19 protein-coding genes are annotated in these 20,035 nt (G+C 62.6%); 11 read left to right on the plus strand and 8 right to left on the minus strand.

Annotation, left to right across the window (positions count from 1 at the left end; genetic code table 11):
- Nucleotide 1: 1 nt before the first annotated feature.
- The 7 genes from K3752_RS09210 to dusB all read right to left on the minus strand — a co-directional run bounded on the left by K3752_RS09210 (nucleotide 2) and on the right by dusB (nucleotide 9,110).
- Nucleotides 2-1,153 carry an MFS transporter gene (locus tag K3752_RS09210; protein ID WP_260063069.1) on the minus strand — a complete coding sequence of 384 codons (1,152 nt, stop codon included), beginning with the start codon at nucleotides 1,151-1,153 and terminating at the stop codon, nucleotides 2-4.
- 73 nt (nucleotides 1,154-1,226) lie between these two features.
- Complete coding sequence (locus K3752_RS09215) at nucleotides 1,227-1,799, minus strand: helix-turn-helix domain-containing protein (RefSeq protein ID WP_260063071.1); 573 nt, start codon at nucleotides 1,797-1,799, stop codon at nucleotides 1,227-1,229.
- Nucleotides 1,800-1,839: 40 nt separating this feature from the next.
- Complete coding sequence (locus K3752_RS09220) at nucleotides 1,840-3,249, minus strand: sigma-54 dependent transcriptional regulator (protein ID WP_170338876.1); 1,410 nt, start codon at nucleotides 3,247-3,249, stop codon at nucleotides 1,840-1,842.
- Nucleotides 3,246-5,534 (minus strand): PAS domain-containing sensor histidine kinase, encoded by a 2,289-nt coding sequence (locus K3752_RS09225; protein WP_260063072.1) that lies wholly within the window; start codon nucleotides 5,532-5,534, stop codon nucleotides 3,246-3,248. The genes K3752_RS09220 and K3752_RS09225 overlap by 4 nt, the downstream gene beginning before the upstream one ends.
- Before the next feature lie 99 nt (nucleotides 5,535-5,633).
- Nucleotides 5,634-7,001, minus strand: coding sequence for a response regulator (locus K3752_RS09230; protein ID WP_170338872.1), 1,368 nt, complete (start codon nucleotides 6,999-7,001; stop codon nucleotides 5,634-5,636).
- Nucleotides 7,002-7,017: 16 nt separating this feature from the next.
- A complete protein-coding gene (locus K3752_RS09235; RefSeq protein WP_260063073.1) occupies nucleotides 7,018-8,097 on the minus strand; it encodes a nitrogen regulation protein NR(II) in 1,080 nt (359 codons plus the stop codon).
- Nucleotides 8,094-9,110: a tRNA dihydrouridine synthase DusB gene (dusB, locus tag K3752_RS09240; RefSeq protein ID WP_409233598.1), complete on the minus strand. Its 1,017-nt coding sequence runs from the start codon at nucleotides 9,108-9,110 to the stop codon at nucleotides 8,094-8,096. Before dusB ends, K3752_RS09235 begins: the two co-directional genes overlap by 4 nt.
- Before the next feature lie 152 nt (nucleotides 9,111-9,262).
- On the opposite strand from dusB, the gene K3752_RS09245 reads away from it, so the two are divergent.
- From K3752_RS09245 to K3752_RS09285, 9 genes are all read left to right on the plus strand, one after another.
- The gene (locus K3752_RS09245; RefSeq protein WP_260063074.1) at nucleotides 9,263-10,393 is read left to right on the plus strand and encodes a bifunctional 2-C-methyl-D-erythritol 4-phosphate cytidylyltransferase/2-C-methyl-D-erythritol 2,4-cyclodiphosphate synthase; all 1,131 of its coding nucleotides are present in this window, start codon (nucleotides 9,263-9,265) and stop codon (nucleotides 10,391-10,393) included.
- Nucleotides 10,390-10,887: a phosphatidylglycerophosphatase A gene (locus tag K3752_RS09250; protein ID WP_260063075.1), complete on the plus strand. Its 498-nt coding sequence runs from the start codon at nucleotides 10,390-10,392 to the stop codon at nucleotides 10,885-10,887. The genes K3752_RS09245 and K3752_RS09250 overlap by 4 nt, the downstream gene beginning before the upstream one ends.
- Complete coding sequence (locus tag K3752_RS09255) at nucleotides 10,884-11,360, plus strand: CinA family protein (RefSeq protein WP_260063076.1); 477 nt, start codon at nucleotides 10,884-10,886, stop codon at nucleotides 11,358-11,360. The genes K3752_RS09250 and K3752_RS09255 overlap by 4 nt, the downstream gene beginning before the upstream one ends.
- A gap of 180 nt (nucleotides 11,361-11,540) precedes the next feature.
- Entirely contained in the window at nucleotides 11,541-12,722 is a 1,182-nt protein-coding gene (locus K3752_RS09260; RefSeq protein WP_260063077.1) for an ammonium transporter, read from the plus strand.
- A gap of 146 nt (nucleotides 12,723-12,868) precedes the next feature.
- Nucleotides 12,869-13,546 carry an orotate phosphoribosyltransferase gene (locus K3752_RS09265; protein ID WP_170390327.1) on the plus strand — a complete coding sequence of 226 codons (678 nt, stop codon included), beginning with the start codon at nucleotides 12,869-12,871 and terminating at the stop codon, nucleotides 13,544-13,546.
- Nucleotides 13,547-13,747: 201 nt separating this feature from the next.
- Entirely contained in the window at nucleotides 13,748-15,238 is a 1,491-nt protein-coding gene (locus K3752_RS09270) for a replicative DNA helicase (RefSeq protein ID WP_260063078.1), read from the plus strand.
- 231 nt (nucleotides 15,239-15,469) lie between these two features.
- The gene (alr, locus tag K3752_RS09275; RefSeq protein ID WP_260063079.1) at nucleotides 15,470-16,504 is read left to right on the plus strand and encodes an alanine racemase; all 1,035 of its coding nucleotides are present in this window, start codon (nucleotides 15,470-15,472) and stop codon (nucleotides 16,502-16,504) included.
- Nucleotides 16,501-17,283, plus strand: coding sequence for an ABC transporter permease (locus tag K3752_RS09280; protein ID WP_260063080.1), 783 nt, complete (start codon nucleotides 16,501-16,503; stop codon nucleotides 17,281-17,283). Before alr ends, K3752_RS09280 begins: the two co-directional genes overlap by 4 nt.
- Nucleotides 17,280-18,026 carry an ABC transporter ATP-binding protein gene (locus tag K3752_RS09285; protein WP_170338350.1) on the plus strand — a complete coding sequence of 249 codons (747 nt, stop codon included), beginning with the start codon at nucleotides 17,280-17,282 and terminating at the stop codon, nucleotides 18,024-18,026. Before K3752_RS09280 ends, K3752_RS09285 begins: the two co-directional genes overlap by 4 nt.
- Before the next feature lie 2 nt (nucleotides 18,027-18,028).
- On the opposite strand, the gene K3752_RS09290 is transcribed toward K3752_RS09285, so the two are convergent.
- Nucleotides 18,029-18,451: a thioesterase family protein gene (locus tag K3752_RS09290; RefSeq protein ID WP_170338348.1), complete on the minus strand. Its 423-nt coding sequence runs from the start codon at nucleotides 18,449-18,451 to the stop codon at nucleotides 18,029-18,031.
- 106 nt (nucleotides 18,452-18,557) lie between these two features.
- Between K3752_RS09290 and K3752_RS09295 the strand changes: the two genes are divergently transcribed.
- Nucleotides 18,558-19,010 carry a paraquat-inducible protein A gene (locus tag K3752_RS09295; RefSeq protein ID WP_170338849.1) on the plus strand — a complete coding sequence of 151 codons (453 nt, stop codon included), beginning with the start codon at nucleotides 18,558-18,560 and terminating at the stop codon, nucleotides 19,008-19,010.
- Nucleotides 19,011-19,159: 149 nt separating this feature from the next.
- On the plus strand, nucleotides 19,160-19,942 hold the full coding sequence (locus K3752_RS09300; RefSeq protein WP_260063081.1) for a DNA repair protein: 783 nt from the start codon (nucleotides 19,160-19,162) through the stop codon (nucleotides 19,940-19,942).
- The last annotated feature ends 93 nt before the right edge of the window (nucleotides 19,943-20,035 follow it).

The following is a 20,035-nucleotide window of genomic DNA, read 5'->3' on the forward strand; positions in this document are numbered from 1 at the left end:
CTCAGCCCGGATCGCCGGGTGAAGGTCGCCGGCGGAGTGACAGGAACAGATGTGCTGCGATGGCGGCTGCATAGAATACAAGTACGGCCACGAACATCGAGCCTTCTCCGGCACGCCAAAGGATTGCAAGCAGAACAGGTGTGCCCAGCAGATTGCCCGCATTTCCCATCTGCGCCATCGCCCCATAGCTCAGCGCCTGATCTCGGGCCGAGCCATTCAGTTGCGGAACCGCCGCGAAACTGCCGCCCTGCACCAGGCCCAACACCGCGAACAGCGCAACGCCGACAACGGGCAGAGGCGCATCGAAAAACAGCAGGGCAAGGGCAACCATCCCGGCCGCAAAACCAAGATTTACAACCGTGACCGCGGTCAGGAACGTCAAGAGCACGGGCACCGTGACCCACGACAGCACGATACCTGCCAGCGGCATCAGACTGGCTACAAGAACCGACTGATCCTCGGGCATACGGCCGGGTAGGATAGCCAGCAACGACACGAAGGTCAGAGTGTAGAAGAACCATCCGATCGCCGGGGCGGCCATGCGGGGCGAGCGGTAGGTTTCCAGATGCGTCTGCAGGATGGACCCCAGCCCCCACCCCTGCCGTCCCGTCGCGATGGGCGGACCCTTTGGCGGAAACAGGGCGACCAGTCCTGCAATCAGCGCCATCAGGAAACCGTGGCCTATGAAGTAATCCGCCAATCCAAAACGCTGGATCATCGGCAGGCCGAACCAAGCGTTCAGCGCAAAAGCAACTCCAAAGAAAGAACTCCACAAAACCATGGCGGCATTGCGCGCGGCTCCGCGTGTGATCTGTGCGATCAGCGTCGGAGCGGCAACCACGATCGCCAGATGCGAAACGCCCTCGATGATCCGGCTGGCCAGCATCACTTGAAAACCGGGCATGGTGGACTGGAACACCGATACAACGCCGCCCAGCAGCAAACCGAACACCAGCAGGCGGACCGGTCCGAACTGCGCGGTAATGGCGCCTGACATGGCCCCCAGCACGGCGCCCATCAAACTGATGATCGACAACAACCAGCCGATCGAATCCCCATAGCCTGGATACAATGCACCGACCGCGTCGAAGGCAACGGCGATCTTGGCGAACTGCGTGGCCGCGCCCAGTCCGGCCACCCATAACAGGATCACCTGCAGGATTATGCGAAATGATTGAGTCACACCCGAGTTCTACCCTCGCCCCCCGGCGAGGTGAACGCATATATTATGCGGCGCGTACGCGCGTGCCGCTGACAAGGCGCACTGGGGTTCCATCGGCCAGATACAGTCGCTCCCATACGATTTGGCCTGCGCTGATGGTGATCTGGTCGTGCACGGCCTGAGAAGTGATGAAAGCTTTGGGATTTGGCACCTGAAGGTCCCACCAACCCTCGTCCGTCAGCTCCATTTCGGCCTGGCGGATCTCGTCGGTCGCAAACTGCCACAGCGACACCCCCAACAACGAGTGCTGGCTCGCTGACCAATCCCGTGCGCGGCTGGGTGAATAGGCCAGACAAACATGGCTCGCTTCGTCCACCAGATGGAGACAGGCTTGCGAACTGCCGACAAGCCGCTTCAGTGCTGCATCGTCGGCGCGGTGATCCGAAAGCGCCGTGAAAACCGCAGCTTGTTGTTCAGGGCTTGGGGTCTGGACTTCGTTTTCCCAGCGCGACACCGTGGCCTGATCGACCCGCATCACATGTGCAAGCGCCGCCTGCTTCATCCCGGTGGCCCGCCGAAGCCGTTTGAGACGACGACCAAAGGCGGGAAATCCCTGCTGGATCATCGGTAGCGTCATGGCCGGGCGCCTCCCGTCGTCCTGCCTGTATGGCCGGCCCCTATTCCGCCGGTTCAGGCTCGTCCAGTTGCGCCACCCGCGCGCCCGACTTGTTCGACGTCACCACACCCAGCGATTTCAGCTTGCGGTGCAAGGCGCTGCGTTCCATTCCAACGAAACTGGCCGTGCGGCTGATATTGCCGCCAAAGCGATTGATCTGGGTCAGCAGATACTCACGCTCGAACGCCTCTCGTGCCTCACGCAGTGGCAGCGTTGCCAGAGCGCCCGACAGCACGACCCGGCCGGAATCGTCGGCCTTTTCCTCCTCATTCGGCAATTCCCGCGCTTCGATCGGTCCGGTGCCATCACCAAGGATCAAGACCCGCTCGACCAGGTTCTTCAACTGGCGCACGTTGCCAGGCCAACTCATGGTCTGCAGCAGAGCCACGGCCTCTTCCGACAACTCGCGCACGGGGAGGCCCTGGGTTTCGTTGCACATCTCGATGAAATGCTTGGCGAGGACAGGAATATCCTCGCGCCGTTCTTCCAAGGACGGCACCGCGATCGGGACGACGTTGAGGCGGTGATACAGCTCTTCGCGGAACCGGTCCGCGGCAATCTCGGTTTCAAGGTCGCGGTTGGTGGAAGAGATCACACGCAGATCGACACGGACGTTGTCCGAGCCACCCACCCGCTGAAACTGCTGATCAACGAGGACACGCAAGATCTTGGACTGCGTGCCCAACGGCATGTCGGCAACCTCGTCGAAATAGACCACACCGCCATGGGCCTGTTCGAGCAGACCGGATTCAACGCCACGCTCGGCGGATTCACGGCCGAACAGAACTTCTTCCATGCGCTCGGGTTCGACGCCGGCGCAGTTGACCGTGACAAAAGGCGCGTTCGCCCGGTTCGAGTGGGCGTGAATGTAGCGCGCGGCGATTTCCTTGCCCGATCCGGCGGGACCGCGCAGCATGACCCGACCGTTGGATTTGGTCACCTTGTCCAACTGGCTCAGCATCGCGCGGAACGCAGCCGACTTGCCGATCATGTCGGAATTGCTGACTTCCTTGCGCTTGAGCGAGGCATTCTCGCGACGAAGGCGCGACGTTTCCATCGCGCGGCGGATCACCACCATCAACTGGTCGATGTTGAAGGGCTTTTCGATGAAATCATATGCCCCCTGCTTGATCGCCGCGACGGCGATTTCGATATTCCCGTGCCCCGATATGATCACCACCGGAACATCCGGATTGTCGCGTTTGACCGCCTTCAGAATGTCGATCCCATCCATGCGGCTGTCCTTGAGCCAGATGTCCAAGATCAGCAGCCCGGGTGGTTCTGCGTTGATCGCGGCCATGCACTCGTCCGAGTTGCCGGCCAGCCGGGTGGAATATCCTTCGTCCTCCAGAATGTCGGACACCAGTTCGCGAATATCGCGCTCGTCATCTACGATCAGAATGTCGCTCATCTTTGGCCTGCTTTCAGTGTCTTGGATTTAATTGCCTGCTTTTGAGGCGCTGCGACCGGGGCCGTATTGGCCTTCGGCAACCGGATCACGGCCATTGCGCCAAAATGGTCCTGTCCGTCGAACACGGGCGCATCCTCAAGGGTCAGCGTACCGCCGTGCTCTTCAATAATTTTCTTGACGATGGGCAGGCCCAGGCCAGTCCCTTCGTCGCGCGTCGTCACATAGGGCTCGAACAGCCGTGCCCGGTCTTCCGGCAGCCCGATGCCGTTGTCCGCGATGGTGATCAGTGTTCCGTCGTCATCCGTGGACAGGCGCACCTTGATCTGCGGGCTGAGGTTGTCGGGCGGACCTTTCTTTTTCAGGGTTTCGATCGCTTCGCCGGCGTTCTTGATAAGATTCGTGAGCGCTTGGTTCAACATCGTCGCGTCCACATCAGCCAATACTGGCTGGTCCGGGATCTCCGCATCGATCTGAACGTCTGGCTGACCGGCCTGCTGCAGCAGAACCGCCTCACGCACCAAGCCCGCGATGTCTTCCTCGTGCCGGTCGGGCTCGGGCATGCGGGCGAACTTCGAGAACTCGTCGACGATCCGGCGCAGGTCGTTGGTCTGGCGAACGATCACGTCGGTCATGGATTCCAGGCTGGCGCTGTCCTCTTCATCCAGCTTCCGCGCAAACTTCCGCCGGATGCGTTCGGCGCTCAGCTGAATGGGGGTCAGCGGGTTCTTGATCTCATGCGCGATGCGGCGGGCTACGTCCCCCCAGGCCGCCATACGCTGGGCACTGACCAGATCGGTAACGTCGTCAAAGGCGACCACGTAACCTTCCAGCCTGCCGTCCTCGCCGCGTCGGGTCGCCATCCGGACCAGCAGGTTTTCCAACTGTCCCTTGCGGGTGACCTTGATTTCGTCCTGAATTGCTTCCTGGTTGCCTTCTTTCAGCGCTTCGAACAAAGGCAGGAACTCGGGCACGGCGATGCCGATAGCCAGTTGTTGCTCATGGCCTTTCCAGTCAAGCAAGCGCTCGGCCGAGCGGTTGACGAATGTCACCTGACCATCCGGATCCACCCCGACAACGCCCGAAGTCACCGAACTGAGCACCGAGTCGAACAGCCGGCGGCGGCTTTCGATCTGGCGGGTGTTTTCCAGCAGCGTACCCCGCTGCGCCTTCAATTGCCGGGTCATCTGGTTGAAATACCGCCCCAGCATGGCGATTTCGTCGTCGCTGGCCTCCTCGATGACCTGCACGTCCAGATCACCGGCCCCGACCCGCTGCGCGGCCGTGGTCAGACGACCAACCGGGCGCGAGAGCCGCTCGGCGAACCACATGCCCAGCGAAACGGCCGCCAAGATGAGGATTACCGCGAACCCCAGATACAGCAGCCCGAACTCGAACAGCACCCTGCCCCGTTCGTTTTCCAACTGTTGATAGAACTGCGCGGTTTCCTTGGTGTCATCCAAAAGGGTCAACAACTGGCCATCTACGGCGCGGCTGACATACAGGTAACGGTCCAGATAGGCGCGCAGCGGCACCAGAGCCCGGAATTCGTTGTTGGGCCAGTCCGCGATGATCAACAGCCCCTCGTCTCGGGCCTGCTCCAACTGCTCGGGTGTCGGCGGTTCGTAGTTGAACAGATAAGACCTGTCTCCGCGGGCCCGGATTTCGCCACTGCCGTCAATCACGTAGGCTTCGCGCAGTCCGCGCTGAATCTGTGCCTGCCCCTGGGCCAGCACCTCGCGCAGCTCGGCATCCGAGATGTAGAAGTCCAGCTTGCGTGCATTGTCCAGAAACCGCGCAAGAACCGAGGCATCCTGCGTCAGACCCTGTTCGTGCTCTTGTTCATAGGCCTCGGCCGCCGTCAGCGAAGATCCGACCACCTGCCTGACCCGGTCCGAGAACCATCCCTCAAGCCCGATATTCACGGTCAGACCGGCAAAAATTGCCACCGTCACCGTGGGCACCAGCGCCAACAGCGTGAACGCCCCGATCAGCCTCAGGTGTAGGCGAGAGCCCGCCGATTTAGCCCGGCGCGCCGCAATCAGATTGCCCAGCTGCCCCAGAACCAGGGCCGCAACGACCAGAATGTAAACAAGGTCTGCCAGCAGAATCAGCCGAAGCGTGGGCGCATTCGCACCCAGATCAAACGGCCCGATTACAAGGTAGGTCGCAAGGGTCAGGACCGGCCCCAACACAACCAGCCCCAAGGTGCCGAAATTGCGCAGTTTCCGGGACTTACGCCACCGATTCAGGGATAATGCCGGCCGTTTCTGTGCCCGGGATACCACCGTCTGCCCTCATCCTGATGTGCCGCTTTCGCGGCGTACCGCCATATGTCGTGGTCTTTTCCGGGACTGTGCCCGGATGCCACGGTTTGTGTGGCGAGATTACATCAGTTTGCGCCGACGTGTCACCTGAATATCGAGATCAGTGATTTTTTTGCGCAGCGTATTCCGATTTATCCCCAGCAAATCGGCACATTTTGCCTGATTTCCTCCGGTCGCATCCAGCGCGATTTCGATCAGCGGAGCCTCGACCTCGCGCAGAATGCGCTGGTACAGACCCGGTGGCGGCAGCATGTTTCCATGAAGGTCAAAGTAGCGCCGCAGATGCCGCGCAACCGACGAAGACAGCTTCTCTCGTTCGCTCCCGCTCAGCAGTGGTTCGGCCTCGGGCTGACTGCCCAAGACGGCCTCGACCTCGGACTTGGTGATTTCGTCGGATCGGCTTGTCAGGCTCAGCCGCCGGATAGCGTTTTCCAGTTGGCGCACGTTGCCGGGCCAGGAATACCGGCGCACAAGCTCGATCGCGTCAGGGCCCAACCGCCGCTTTGTGCCGTTTTCGCGTTCTTCGCGGGCCAGAAAATGCTCGGCCAGCAACAGGATGTCGTCGACCCGCTCGCGCAAGGCTGGCACATGGATGGTGGCACCGCAGAGGCGGTAATAAAGGTCCTGCCGCACCCGCCCGCTTTCCATCGCCTCGGTCAGGTCCGACTGGCTGGTCGCCATGAAGCGCGGAACGTGGTCGCCGGGCGTGTCCATCATCCGCACGATCCGGGCCTGGATTTCATCGTCCAGGTCTGCAATTTCGTCGATCAGCAAGGTACCGCCGCGCACCCGGGCCATGACCCGGGCCGGACCCTCCAGGTCGCGCAGGTCTGCTGCAGTAGCAGTCACAAAGGGCAGTGTCCGCCGGTCTGAGAAATCGTGAATTGCCCTCGCAATCAACGACTTGCCCGTGCCACTTTCACCGGAAATCATGACCGAAAGATCGGTGTTCATGACCCGGGCGACCAACCTGTACAGGGCTTGCATCACCGGAGTTCGACCGACCAATGGCAACTCGTCGGGGCGGTCTTCGGATGTGTCCGCGGGTTCGATCTGAACCCGCTGCTTGCGGTCCAACGCCCGGGCGGTGCGCTTCATCAGATCCGGCAGGTCGAACGGTTTGGGCAGATAGTCATAGGCATCCGCCTCGGCCGCCTGGATCGCCGTCATGATCGTGTTCTGGGCCGAGATCACGATCACCGGCAGGCCCGGCCGGTCCTGTGCGATCTTGGGCAGCATTTCCAGCCCGTTGCCATCGGGCATGACCACGTCCGAGATCACCACGTCGCCCTTGCCCTCGCCGACCCAGCGCATCAGCGTCGTCAGGGACGAGGTCGCATGCACCTTGCAGCCCGCCCGCGTTAGGGCCTGGGTCAGAACCGTCCGGATCGTTCTGTCATCATCTGCAACCAGTACCGTGCCATCCATCTGGTGTTCTCCTTGATTATTCTTTGTCCGGCCCTGCCTCGCGCGGCGCGCGGCGCAGCGACAGCCGGAAGACTGTCCGCCCCGGTACCGACTCGGCCGTGATCCAACCGTCGTGGTCGGACACGATCTTGCTGACCAGCGCCAAGCCAAGGCCGGTGCCGTTTTCCTTGCCGGAAACGAACGGGTCGAAAATATCGCCGCGGATGTCCTCGGGCAGGCCCGGGCCATCGTCGATGATCTCGATCTGCAGCGGCAACGAATGGCCCGAACCATCACTGCGCCGCAGACGGAAGGAATGTTCAAAATAGGTGTGCAGGCGGATCGTCCCGCCCTCGGGGCCGGCGGCCTCGGACGCGTTCTTGAGCAGGTTCAGAACCACCTGCAACAGCTGATCCGGGTCACCATAGGCCAGTGGCAGCGACGGGTCGTAGTCCTCGATGATGGTCATGTCCGCGCCAAAGCCCAGCAGCGCCGAGCGGCGCGCGCGGTCCAGAACGTCGTGGATATTGACCGGCTTGAACTCGGGCCGCGAGAGGTTTCCAAACTGCTCGACCTGCTCGAGCAGCTTCACGATCCGACGACTTTCTGCCACGATAAGATCCGTCAACTCAAGGTCTTGCGGGCCGATATTCATGCTCAGCAACTGTGCGGCACCGGTGATCCCGGCCAGCGGGTTCTTGATTTCATGGGCTAGCATCTCGGCCATGCCGATCGCCGACTGCGCCGCCGATTTGACCGTGTTGCCGCGAGTCATGCGGGTGGCCAGTTCGCGCGGCGAGACGATTATGATCATCGACCCCGGATGCCCCAGCAGAGGCGCGATCTGCAGCGCGCATTGCAGCGGCGCGCGATTGCCCGAACCCACATCCACGTCATTCACGAACAGTGGCGTGCCCTGCGCGCGGGCGCGCGTGAACGCCTCTTCCAGCGGCGCGTCCACGGCGATCTGGTCCCAGACCGGATGCCCGACCACCGATTTGCGTGAGGCGTTCAGGAACCCCTCACCCGAGGAATTGACGTCGGCGATGCGATCCTCGGGGTCGATGATGAAGGCGGGAACCGGTAGCGATGCCCAGATGACCTGATCCGAAATCATGCTGCCACCTCGGCATTTTCCGTCAAAGCGTCGCCGATCAGCCGCAGAACTTCGGCCGGATCGCGCGAGGTCAGGACAGCGCGGCGCAGCGACGCAGGCGTTCCGGCCTCGTCCATGTACCAGCCCAGATGCTTGCGTGCGACACGCAGCCCCAGATCGGTGCCATAGAACCCCAGCATCGCTTCGTAATGCGCCCGCACCATGTCGGCCAGATCGTCGCCCTCGGGAACCTCCGGTGCTGGCGTCCCCCACAGCTCGTGCGCGATCTGCGCAAGCAGCCACGGTTTGCCCTGCGCGCCGCGGCCCACCATGACGCCTTCCGCGCCCGACTGCTCCAGCGCTGTCTGCGCACGCCCGGGGCTGGTGATGTCGCCATTGGCCACGACCGGAATGCTGACGGCATCCTTGACGGCGCGGATCGCGGCCCAGTCCGCCTCGCCCTTGTAGAACTGACAGCGCGTGCGCCCGTGGATCGTCACCATCTGAATGCCGGCCTCCTGCGCCCGCCGCGCCACGTCCGGCGCGTTCAGCAGCGTGTCGTCCCACCCCAGCCGGGTCTTGAGCGTCACCGGCACCTCCACCGCGTCCACGACCGCCTCGATCAGGGTGAGGGCGTGATCGGGCGTCTTCAGCAGGGCCGAGCCGGAATAGCCGTTCGTCACCTTCTTGGCCGGGCAGCCCATGTTGATGTCGATCACCCGCGCGCCCCGGTCGGCAACCTGCCGCGCGGCCTCGGCCATCCAATAGGCTTCGCGCCCGGCCAGCTGTACGGCAGTGTTTTCCACATCCGCCGACAGCTCGGCTCGTTCGCGCACGCCGGGCTTGGCCTGCACCATCTCTTGGCTGGCGACCATCTCGCTGACCACCATCCCGGCGCCGAACCGCATGACGAGGTCGCGAAACGGCCGGTCGGTGATTCCGGCCATCGGCGCCAGCAGAACCGGCGGGGTCAAAGTTTTCTCGGCAATGCGCAGCGTCAACGTGCCTAATCCTTGAGCAATTGCGGTTTTCATATCGAATACGGGGCGTATGAACAACAAATCCGCGACCAACAAGCCCGCAAAATCATCATATGCCTATTTTTTAATCAGCTTACCGCGAGTGATTGCCTCTGCTTTCACCGCCGCCTAAACACGGAAGCCAAACGAAGGTCGGAAATTCAAACATGACAACCGCCGCCATCATCGTCGCCGCCGGGCGCGGCCTGCGCGCCGGAGGAGGCCAGCCCAAGCAGTGGCGCCCCTTGGCCGGGCGGCGTGTGGCCGACTGGACGATCGAACGGATCAAGGCGCAGGTCCCGCTGGTCGTGCTGGTCCTGTCCCCCGACGACCCCGAGGCCTGGACGGAATTCGCCGACAGCGGCCTGATCCTTGCGCCCGGCGGCGCCGACCGAGCCGAATCCGTGCGCAACGGGTTGCAGGCGCTGGCCGACCGCGGCGTCAGCAAGGTTCTGATCCATGACGTCGCCCGGCCCTGTGTCAGCGCGCGGGTCATTGGTGACGTGCTGGCGGCCCTCGACACCCACGCCGCTGCGGCGCCGGGGATGCCGGTCACCGATGCGCTGTGGACCGGGGCCGACGACCAAGTTACCGGCACCCGAGATCGCGCGGGCCTGTATGCCGCGCAGACGCCGCAGGGGTTCCGCTATGACGCCATCGTCGCCGCGCATGCGGTGCATCCCGGTGGGGCCGCCGATGATGTCGAGGTTGCCCGCGCCGCCGGGATCAACGTGGCCATCGTGCCGGGCGACGCGGACAATCTGAAAATCACACGGCCCGAGGATTTTGCCCGGGCCGAAAGGATATTGAGGTCAGACATGGATGTAAGGCTGGGCAACGGATATGATGTGCACCGGTTCGGGCCGGGCGATCACGTGATCCTGTGCGGCGTTGAGGTCCCGCATGATCGGGGGCTGCAGGGCCATTCCGACGCGGATGTGGGCATGCACGCCGTCACCGACGCGATCTATGGCGCGCTGGCGCAGGGCGATATCGGTCAGCACTTTCCCCCATCCGACCCACAGTGGAAAGGCGCCGCCAGCGAGATCTTTCTGCGCCATGCGGTGGATCTGGCCGCGCGCATGGGCTTTCGCATCTCGAACATCGACTGCACGCTGGTCTGCGAATACCCCAAGATCGGCCCGCACGCTGCGGCGATGCGGCAGAAAATGAGCGAAATCATGGGGTTGGAGGCCGACCGCGTGTCGATCAAGGCCACCACGTCCGAGCGGCTGGGCTTTACCGGCCGCAAGGAAGGCATCGCCGCTATCGCAACCGCCTGTCTGGTGAAACCATGACCCTGGCGCGCCTGATCGGAACCGTCGGCGGGATCGGTTACCTTCGCCCTGCCCCCGGCACCTGGGGTTCGCTGGCCGCCCTGCCTTTGGCCTTCGCGCTGCACCTGCTGGGCGGCTTCCCGCTGCTGGCCGTCGCAACCGTCGCCGTTTTTGCGGCCGGCACGTGGGCCACGGGCGTCATGACTGCCGGGCAGGACGATCACGACCCTTCAGAGATCGTCATCGACGAGGTCGCGGGCCAATTCATCGCCATCTGGGCCGTGTCTTATCCGGCCTGGGCGCATGACATCGCGGTCACCGCCCTGTGGCCGGGCTGGATCGCCGGGTTTTTGCTGTTCCGCTTGTTCGACATCACCAAGCCAGGCCCCGTCGGCTGGGCCGACCGTCGTGGCGACCCCTTGGGCGTGATGCTGGATGACGTGATCGCGGGCTTGTTCGCGGCCGTGGGCGTTCTGATCCTGGCCGGGATCTCACATGGAGTACTGGGCTTATGACCGTCGCCGAACTGCTCGACCGCGCCAAGGCGCTGAACGTCATGATCGCCACAGCAGAAAGTTGCACGGGCGGCATGGTCGCCGCCGCGCTGACCGACATTCCCGGCAGCTCGGCCGTGGTTGACCGAGGCTTCGTCACCTATACCAACGCCGCCAAGCAGGACATGCTGGGCGTGCGTGCCGAGACGCTGGAGGCCCATGGTGCCGTTTCTGAAGAGGTCGCCCGCGAGATGGCCGAGGGTGCGCTGGCGCATTCTCAGGCGCAGCTTGCTGTCTCGATCACCGGCATCGCGGGGCCCGGCGGGTCCGAGTTCAAGCCCGAGGGCCGGGTCTGTTTCGGCCTCGCCGTCACAGGCCGCCCCACCCTGACCGAAACCGTCGAGTTCGGCGCCGCGGGCCGCGCCAATGTCCGACACGCGGCGCGGGATCATGCGCTTAAGCTGCTGGAAAACGGCCTTTCCGAAGTCGCCTAAATTTTTGGCACCCGCCCGGACAAGGCGCACTTTTTGTCACCACTTGGAAAAAGGACGCCAAAACAGGCACCTTTTTCGCACCCTGCCTCTTTTTTCCTCGGCCGCCGTTCGGTTGAACCCTCGGCACGTCACTCACACCGCGCCCCTTGGCGCAGCTACAGGAAAGAGGAGAACGGCCCAATGAACGGAGCCGATACCGCCTGGATCATCGTCGCGACGGCGCTGGTCTTGTTCATGACCTTGCCGGGCCTCGCCCTGTTTTATGGCGGGCTGGTGCGCGCCCGCAACGTGCTGAGCGTTTTCATGCACTGTTTCGCGATCGCCTGCTTGATGAGCATCCTGTGGCTGGTCGCCGGGTATTCGATCGCCTTCGGTGACGGCGGCTCGGGCCTGTGGGGCGGGCTGGGCAAGGCGTTTCTGAAAGGCGTCGATGCCGACAGCCTGTCAGGCACCCTGCCCGAGGTGCTGTTCTTTGCCTTCCAGATGACCTTTGCCATCATCACTCCGGCTCTGATCGTCGGCGCCTATGTGGAGCGCGTGGGCTTTGGCTTCGTGTTGGTCTTCTCGGGCCTTTGGATGCTGCTGTGCTATGCGCCGGTGGTTCATTGGATCTGGGGCGGCGGCATCCTGACCGATGGCGGCATTCTGGGCGAGGTTGGCGTGCGCGATTTCGCCGGTGGCATCGTGGTGCACGAAACCGCCGGTCTGGCCGCTCTGATCATCGCGTGGGTCCTGGGGCCGCGCAGGAACCGCACCACCCCGCCGCACAACCCCGGATACGTCATGATCGGGGCCGCGATGCTGTGGGTCGGCTGGTTCGGCTTCAACGGCGGCTCGCAACTGGCCGCGGATGGCGGCGCGGCCATGGCGCTGACGGTCACGCATATCTCGGCCGCCACCGCATCGCTCAGCTGGGCGCTGTGGGAGCGGATCAAGTACGGCAAGGCCTCGCTGGTCGGTCTGGTCACCGGAACCATCGCGGGTCTGGCCTCGATCACGCCGGCCTCGGGCTATGTCGATCCGGTTCAGGCGCTGATCATCGGCGCGGTCGCCGGCATCCTGTGCCAAGAGGCGGTGAACGTGGTCCGCAACGTGCTGAACATCGACGATACGCTGGACGTGTTCGCCGTGCATGGCGTGGGCGGCATTTTCGGCACCATCATGATCGCCGTTTTCGGCCTGGGCGCCTGGACCGCGCAGCTGGGCGGGCTGGTGATCGTGGGTGTCTTTACGTCAGTTGTCACATTTGTGCTGATCAAGGTGGTTGCGCTTGTCACCCCGCTTCGCGTAGACGCCGAGACCGAGACGAACGGGCTCGACCTGTCGTTCCACGGCGAACGGGCCTATGACATGAGCAGCTAAGCCCACCTTGGCTGTCTCGACTGCCCATCCGGGCACCAAGCGGACCTCTTGCGAGGTCCGCTTTTCTTTTGCGCCAACCCCTCTCGACATCGGACCGGTCGGCAGGCTATCAGCCCGCAACGTCATTTCAGCACCGAGGTCCCGCCATGATCCCCAGTTCCTTTCCCGACAGCACGGAAATCGCCCGCCTGACCGCGCGGATGCTGCTGGAAATCAAGGCGGTGCATTTCAACGCGCGCGAGCCCTTCACGCTGGCCAGTGGCCTGCCCAGCCCCACCTATATCGATTGCCGCAAGTTGATCTCGTACCCGCGCATCCGGTCGACCCTGATGGACTTCCTGACGGTCACCGTCATGCGGAATGCCGGCTTCGAAGCCTTCGACAACATCGCCGGCGGTGAAACCGCGGGCATTCCCTTCGCCGCGATGGTGGCCGAGCGCATGGCCCTGCCGATGACCTATGTGCGCAAAAAACCCAAGGGCTATGGTCGCAACGCCCGGATCGAAGGGGCCATGACCGAAGGCCAGCGCGTGCTGCTGGTCGAGGACCTGACCACCGACGGCGGCTCGAAACTTTCCTTCGTGGACGCGATCCGCGAAACCGGCGCCACCTGCGGGCATACGGCGGTGATCTTCTACTATGGCATCTTCCCCGAAACCGAAAAGACGCTGGGCGATCATGGCGTGCAGTTGCACCACCTGTGCACCTGGTGGGATGTTCTGGCCGAGGCCAAGGCGCAAGGCACGTTCGACGCGGAAACGTTGGACGGGGTCGAAGCCTTCCTGAACGACCCGCGCGGCTGGCAGGACGCCAACAAGAGCTGACTGTCGAGCCATTGTTGCCGGCCAGGAAACACTGGCCGTCAGCCTGGCTGCCTATCCACAAGATGTTGACGAATGACCGATCCCTGCGGCAAGATGCAGGAGCGGAAGATATGCACAGCATATCCCCAGAAAACATACAATTTGCCCCGACTCACGGGGCCGCGATATGACCTTTGTCCCATGGGGACAGCGAGAGCAGCAATGAACGAGATCAGCAGTATCGAGCAGGCAGCGGCGCAGATTCAGAACGCCGAGACCATGCCGCATTCCATCGAGGCCGAACAGCAGCTTCTGGGCGCGATCCTGACCAACAACGACCTGTATGACCGGGTCGCCTCGATCATCGGGCCCGAGCATTTCTATGACCCGGTCCATGCCCGCATCTATGAGGTCGCCGCCGCGCGCATCGCCAAGAACGCGCTGGCATCGCCGGTGACGCTGAAATCCTTCATGGCCGAGGACGAGGGTTTGAAGGAACTCGGCGGCCCGGCCTATCTGGTCAAGCTGGCCGGGGCCTCGATCAGCGCCTTCGCCGTGCATGACTATGCCCAGATGATCTATGATCTGGCGATCCGGCGCGAACTGATCCGGCTTGGTCGCGACATCTCGGACAAGGCCGCGCGGGTCGAAGTGGCCAGTGAGCCCAAGGAACAGATCGTCGAGGCCGAGCAAAAGCTCTACAAGCTGTCCGAACAGGGCCAGACCGAACAGGGGTTCAAATCCTTCCTCAAGGCCGTGACCGAGGCGGTGAATGTCACCAACGAGGCCTATCAGCGCGGCGGCGGCATGGCCGGGATTGCGACCGGGCTGGTCGATCTGGACAAACAGCTGGGCGGGTTGCACCCGTCGGACCTGATCATCCTTGCCGGGCGTCCGTCGATGGGTAAGACCTCGCTGGCGACCAACATCGCGTTCAACGTGGCCAAAGCCTATAAGCGGGGTCAGCGCGCCGATGGCACCGAGGGTGCGGTGGACGGCGGCGTCGTCGGATTCTTCTCGCTGGAAATGAGCGCCGAGCAGCTGGCCGGACGGGTTCTGGCCGAGGCGTCCGAAATTTCCAGCCACAAGATCCGTCAAGGCGACATGACCGAGGACGAGTTCCGCCGTTTCGTCGATGCGGCCAAAGCGCTGGAAGCCTGTCCGCTTTACATCGACGACACACCGGCTCTACCGATCTCACAATTGGCGGCCCGGGCGCGGCGGCTCAAGCGGACGCATGGGCTGGACCTGCTGGTCATCGACTATCTGCAGCTGTGCCGCGGCATGTCCGACAACCGCGTGAACGAGATCGCCGAGATCTCGATGGGCATGAAGGCCATCGCGAAAGAGCTTAATATTCCCGTCATCGCCCTGTCGCAGTTGTCGCGTCAGGTGGAAAACCGCGACGACAAGCGCCCGCAGCTGTCCGACCTGCGCGAATCCGGCTCGATCGAGCAGGACGCCGACGTGGTGATGTTCGTGTTCCGCGAGGAATACTACAAAGAGCGCGAAAAGCCCGGCGATCACGAGCTGGAGAAGATGGAAGAGTGGAAGCAGGCGATGGAGCGCCTGCACGGCAAGGCCGAAGTCATCGTCGGCAAGCAGCGCCACGGCCCCATCGGCACGGTCGAGCTGTCCTTCGAGGCGCAGTTCACCCGATTTGGCAACCTTGTCAAACCCTGGCAGCAGGGTGGCCAGATCGAAGGCTACTAAGCCCATCAGGCCCGAATCCATGTGCCGCGGCCCAATGCGCCGGATGAACGATCTGGATCAGCCAACGGTTTTGGCCCGGATAGGCGGACAATGCTGGCAGGCTGTCTTGCCCGCGTTCAAGCCCGCACGGACCTGCGCAACCCGGCTACAAGCCGCCCATGGCAAGGACTTTACGCGCGTTTGCAGCGCATTCCCCCTTGACCTCGTGCGGCGCAATGTCATGAACGGGTCATGAGTACCGCACGTTTGACGATCAACCTTCATGCGCTGGCCAGTAACTGGCGGGCGCTGGACGCAAAAACCGATGTCGAGACCGGAGCCGTGGTCAAGGCCGACGCCTATGGTCTGGGCGCCGGACCAGTTGCCAACACGCTGGCCGAAGAAGGCGTCCGCAAGTTCTTTGTCGCCGTTGCCGAGGAAGGTGCAGCCGTCCGTCAGGCGATTGGCCCCGGCCCGCTGATCTGCGTCTTTTCAGGCCATATGGAGGGCGACGCCGACCTGTTGCGCGATCACGACCTTGTGCCGCTGATCAACTCGCCCGAGCAATTCCAACGCCACCTGCAGGCGCTGCCGGTCCATCCGTTCGGGATTCAGTTGGACAGTGGCATGAACCGCCTCGGGCTGGAGCCTTCCGACTGGGCCGCTCTGCGCAGCCGGACCGAGGCGCTGAACCCTGTCGTGGTCATGTCGCACCTAGCCTGTTCGGACGAACCGGACCATCCCATGAACCGGCAACAGCTGAAAACCTTCCGCGAGATGACCGATGGCGTATCGGCTCCGCGTTCGTTGGCGGCCACCGGTGGCCTGCTGCTGGGGCCCGAATTCCACTTTGATTTCTGTCGCCCCGGCATCGGCCTGTATGGCGGCTTGCCTTTTGCGGGCGCCAAACCTGTGGTCACCGTCGATCTGCCGGTGATACAGGTGCGCGATCTGGCAGTCGGAGAAACCGTCGGCTACGGCAACACGTGGAAGGCCCGACGCCCCTCGCGTATCGCAACCGTGGCAGCGGGCTATGCCGACGGGCTGCACCGCGCCATCGGTGGCGGCATCGACACGTTTGCCGGCGACCTGCCGTGCCCCGTCGTCGGACGCATCTCGATGGATCTGATCACCGTCGACGTGACAGACCTGCCGCACACACCCGAACGTCTGCGCATTCTGAACGGCCATCAGACGGTGGACGACCTGGCCGAGGCCGCGGGCACCATCGGGTACGAGATCCTGACCTCACTCGGCAACCGCTATTCGCGGGGCTATGTCGAATGAATCCACTCGCATGGCTTGGCGAACTGGGCCGCGCGGTCCTGAACCTGCTGGCGGCGTTCGGCCGCGTGGCGCTGTTTGCGTCGGATGCTCTGTCACACATCTTTCGACCGCCGTTCTACCCGCGTGAGCTGGGCATGGCCCTGCTGAACATCGGCTGGCTCTCGCTGCCGGTCGTAGGCCTGACGACCATTTTCACCGGCGGCGCGCTGGCGCTTCAGATCTACGCCGGCGGCGCGCGTTTCAACGCCGAGGCCGTCGTGCCCCAGATCGTGGCGATCGGCATGGTCCGCGAATTGGGCCCTGTCATGGTCGGCCTGATGATTGCGGCGCGCGTCACCTCGTCGATCGCCGCCGAGATCGCCACAATGAAGGTGACCGAGCAGATCGACGCCCTGGTCACCCTGTCGACCCACCCGATGAAATACCTGGCGGCCCCACGCGTTCTGGCCGCATTGATCACCGTGCCTGTTCTGGTTGCCGTGGGCGACATCATCGGCATTGCAGGCGGCTATGCCGTGGCGACGCAGAACCTCGGCTTCAACCCGGCGGCCTATCTGAAAAACACGGTCGATTTCCTCGAGCCGCTCGACATCCTGTCCTCGCTGGTCAAAGGGGCGGCGTTCGGCATGATCGCGGCCATCATGGGCTGCTATTTCGGCATGCATTCGGGACGCGGCGCGCAAGGCGTGGGCCGCGCAACCAAGGGCTCGGTCGAGGCCGCCGCAGTCCTGATCCTTGCCGCCAACTTCGTTCTCACGGGGGTGTTCTTCTCGCTATGATCCGAATGGAGAACGTACACAAGGCCTTCGGCGACAACCATGTTCTCAGGGGCATGAACCTCGAGATTGCCAAAGGCACGTCCATGGTGATCATCGGTGGTTCGGGCACCGGAAAATCCGTGGCGCTGAAATGCATCCTTGGCCTGATCAAACCCGACAGCGGCAAGATTTTTGTCGATGGGCAGGACGCCCGGACCGGCGACCGAGACGCCTTTCTGGCCAGGTTCGGTATGCTGTTTCAAGGCGCGGCCCTGTTTGACTCGCTGCCCGTCTGGCAGAACGTGGCCTTCCGCCTGCTGCGCGGCTCGCTGAAACGACCGACGGACGAGGCACGTGAAATCGCGATCGAGAAACTGCGCCGCGTGGGCCTGCGCGCCAAGGTGGCAGATCTGTATCCCTCCGAGCTGTCGGGCGGCATGCAGAAACGCGTGGGTCTGGCCCGCGCCATCGCCGCCGAGCCCGAGATCATCTTTTTCGACGAACCCACCACCGGCCTGGACCCGATTATGTCGGGCGTCATCAACGACCTGATCCGCGAGATCGTGACCGAAATGGGCGCCACCGCGATGACCATCACCCACGACATGAGCTCGGTCCGCGCGATTGCTGACAACGTGGCGATGCTGCATGACGGGGTGATCCAGTGGACCGGCCCGGTCAGCCAGATGGATTCCTCGGGTGATCCTTTCGTCGAGCAGTTCATCAGTGGGAGTGCCGAGGGACCGATCGAGGCGGTGCGGTAGGTCTATTCTACATCCATCCACAGTTTCGCTTTTTCTGAAACATCACCGGGCAACACCTCAGCCCGGCGTGTTTCCAAGTTCAGCAAAACACATTTAAACACAGCGATGAAAGCCGTTTCACCGTCCGCTACTTTTCTAAGCGTGTGGCGGAAAGTCATGGATTTCTTTCCAATTTCCAGAATTTCGCTCTCCATTTGGATCGCTTCGCCTGAACCAAGTTCCTGCCGGAAGTCGCTGTTGATATTCACCACTGCGAAGGAAAGCCGCCTACCGCTCCGCATATCGTCTGCCGTCAAGCCCATTTCGGCCTGCATGGCGAAAACGGAATCTGAACATGCTGCAAAATACCTGGATACATTCATGTGCCCAAGGAAATCGCAATCGGAAGGATCAACCACCGACTTGAACGCCAAATAGGCGGGCATAGAAATTATCTCCTTGCCGAATGACTTTACATGACTTCACTTGTACACGTTATCACATCATTCAGTCGAAGAAAGCGTCGTCCATAAACCCTACGATATAAGCATAATGACCCTCCGCCTCGCCACCCTCTCGCTGCTGATCCTCTACCCCATCGCGTGGTTCGCCCCACTGATGCGCGCGGGCCTGCTGCCGATCTTCGGCCTCAGCGAGATCAGCGTCATCACCGGCCTCCAATCCCTCTGGAAATCCGACATCTTCCTCGCGCTGGTCGTCACCGTCTTTGCCCTGTTTGCGCCGTACATCAAAACCATCGGAACCGCGCTGGTCCAATGGGACCTGCTGGACCCGCGTGTCCAACCCGCGCTGAACATCATGGGCAAGCTGGCCATGGCCGATATCTTCCTCATCGCGCTCTACATCACCTTGGCCAAGGGCATCTCATACGCAACGATCGAAACAGCGTGGGGCCTGTACCTTTTCACCGGCTGCATCCTTGCGTCGATCGCGCTGGGATACGTTACCGAAGTGAAACTTGGTTCACGAAACCTCCGGACCTGATTGATTGAAAACGCATTTCTGGCTATGATGGCCAGTATTCGAGCAGCCAAGTCATTTTTGTTTCAGGGTCCGACGCGGACCGTCTTGCACGTTTGATGGATACTCCGCCCGGGCCCGGTTTTGCCGGTTTCAAAAGGAGTAGGACTGCCATGGCCGCCCTCCATTCGATTTCAATTCATTTCCAGAACGTATTCCTGCGACTGACTTTTTTCCTGATCTGCGCCGCCGCCCTATTTGCCGTGTCCGCCACCATGCTTGCCGCCGTGAATGTCTGGCCTTGGCTGACGATGCAGGCTGGATTGGGCGGGCAGGACATTCCGAACGCCGGCGTCTACATCCAGATCGGCCTGACCGCTCTGGTTCTGATGCTTGCCTTCTATCTGCCCTCCAGCGCGCGCATGATGGCGTTGGAAAACGCGCATCGGAAGTTCTCGCTGCAGATGCAGGACGTGGTCGATGCCTACCAGATCGCACATGCGGCCGACCGCAGCGGTGTGTTCGCGCTGGCCTCGGAGTTTGACGCGGTCAAGGAACGCATGGCCTTCCTGCGTGATCACCCCGACCTGCAATCGCTGGAGCCCGAGATCCTGGAACTGGCTGCACAGATGAGCCAGGTCAGCCACGAACTGGCCGAAACCTATGGCGCGGCCAAAGTCGCCCGAGCGCGGGCGTTCCTGCAACAGCGGCAGGAAGAGATCGAACTGTTCCAGCAACGGATCGAAGACGCCCAGACCATACAGCATGAATTGCGCCAATGGACCCGCGACATCGAGATCGAGGAGTCCATCGCCAAGGCGCAACTGGCCCGCCTGCGCGAGGAATTGTTCGAGCTTTTGCCCGAGCTGTCAGCCCAGTTGCAGACACCGCCGGACGACAGCGACCCGACCGCATCGAGCGTCATCGCCATGCCCCCGCCCCGCGCCGCCGAATAGCCACTCACTCACCAGATGCGGCAGCATCAGCCGCGAAGGATGGCCCTCCCGGGCCTGACGCCGCGGCCCGTCAGTCCGGGTTGAACACCGGAA

Source organism: Ruegeria sp. B32 (assembly GCF_025141855.1).
Classification (GTDB): Bacteria; Pseudomonadota; Alphaproteobacteria; order Rhodobacterales; family Rhodobacteraceae; genus Ruegeria; species Ruegeria arenilitoris.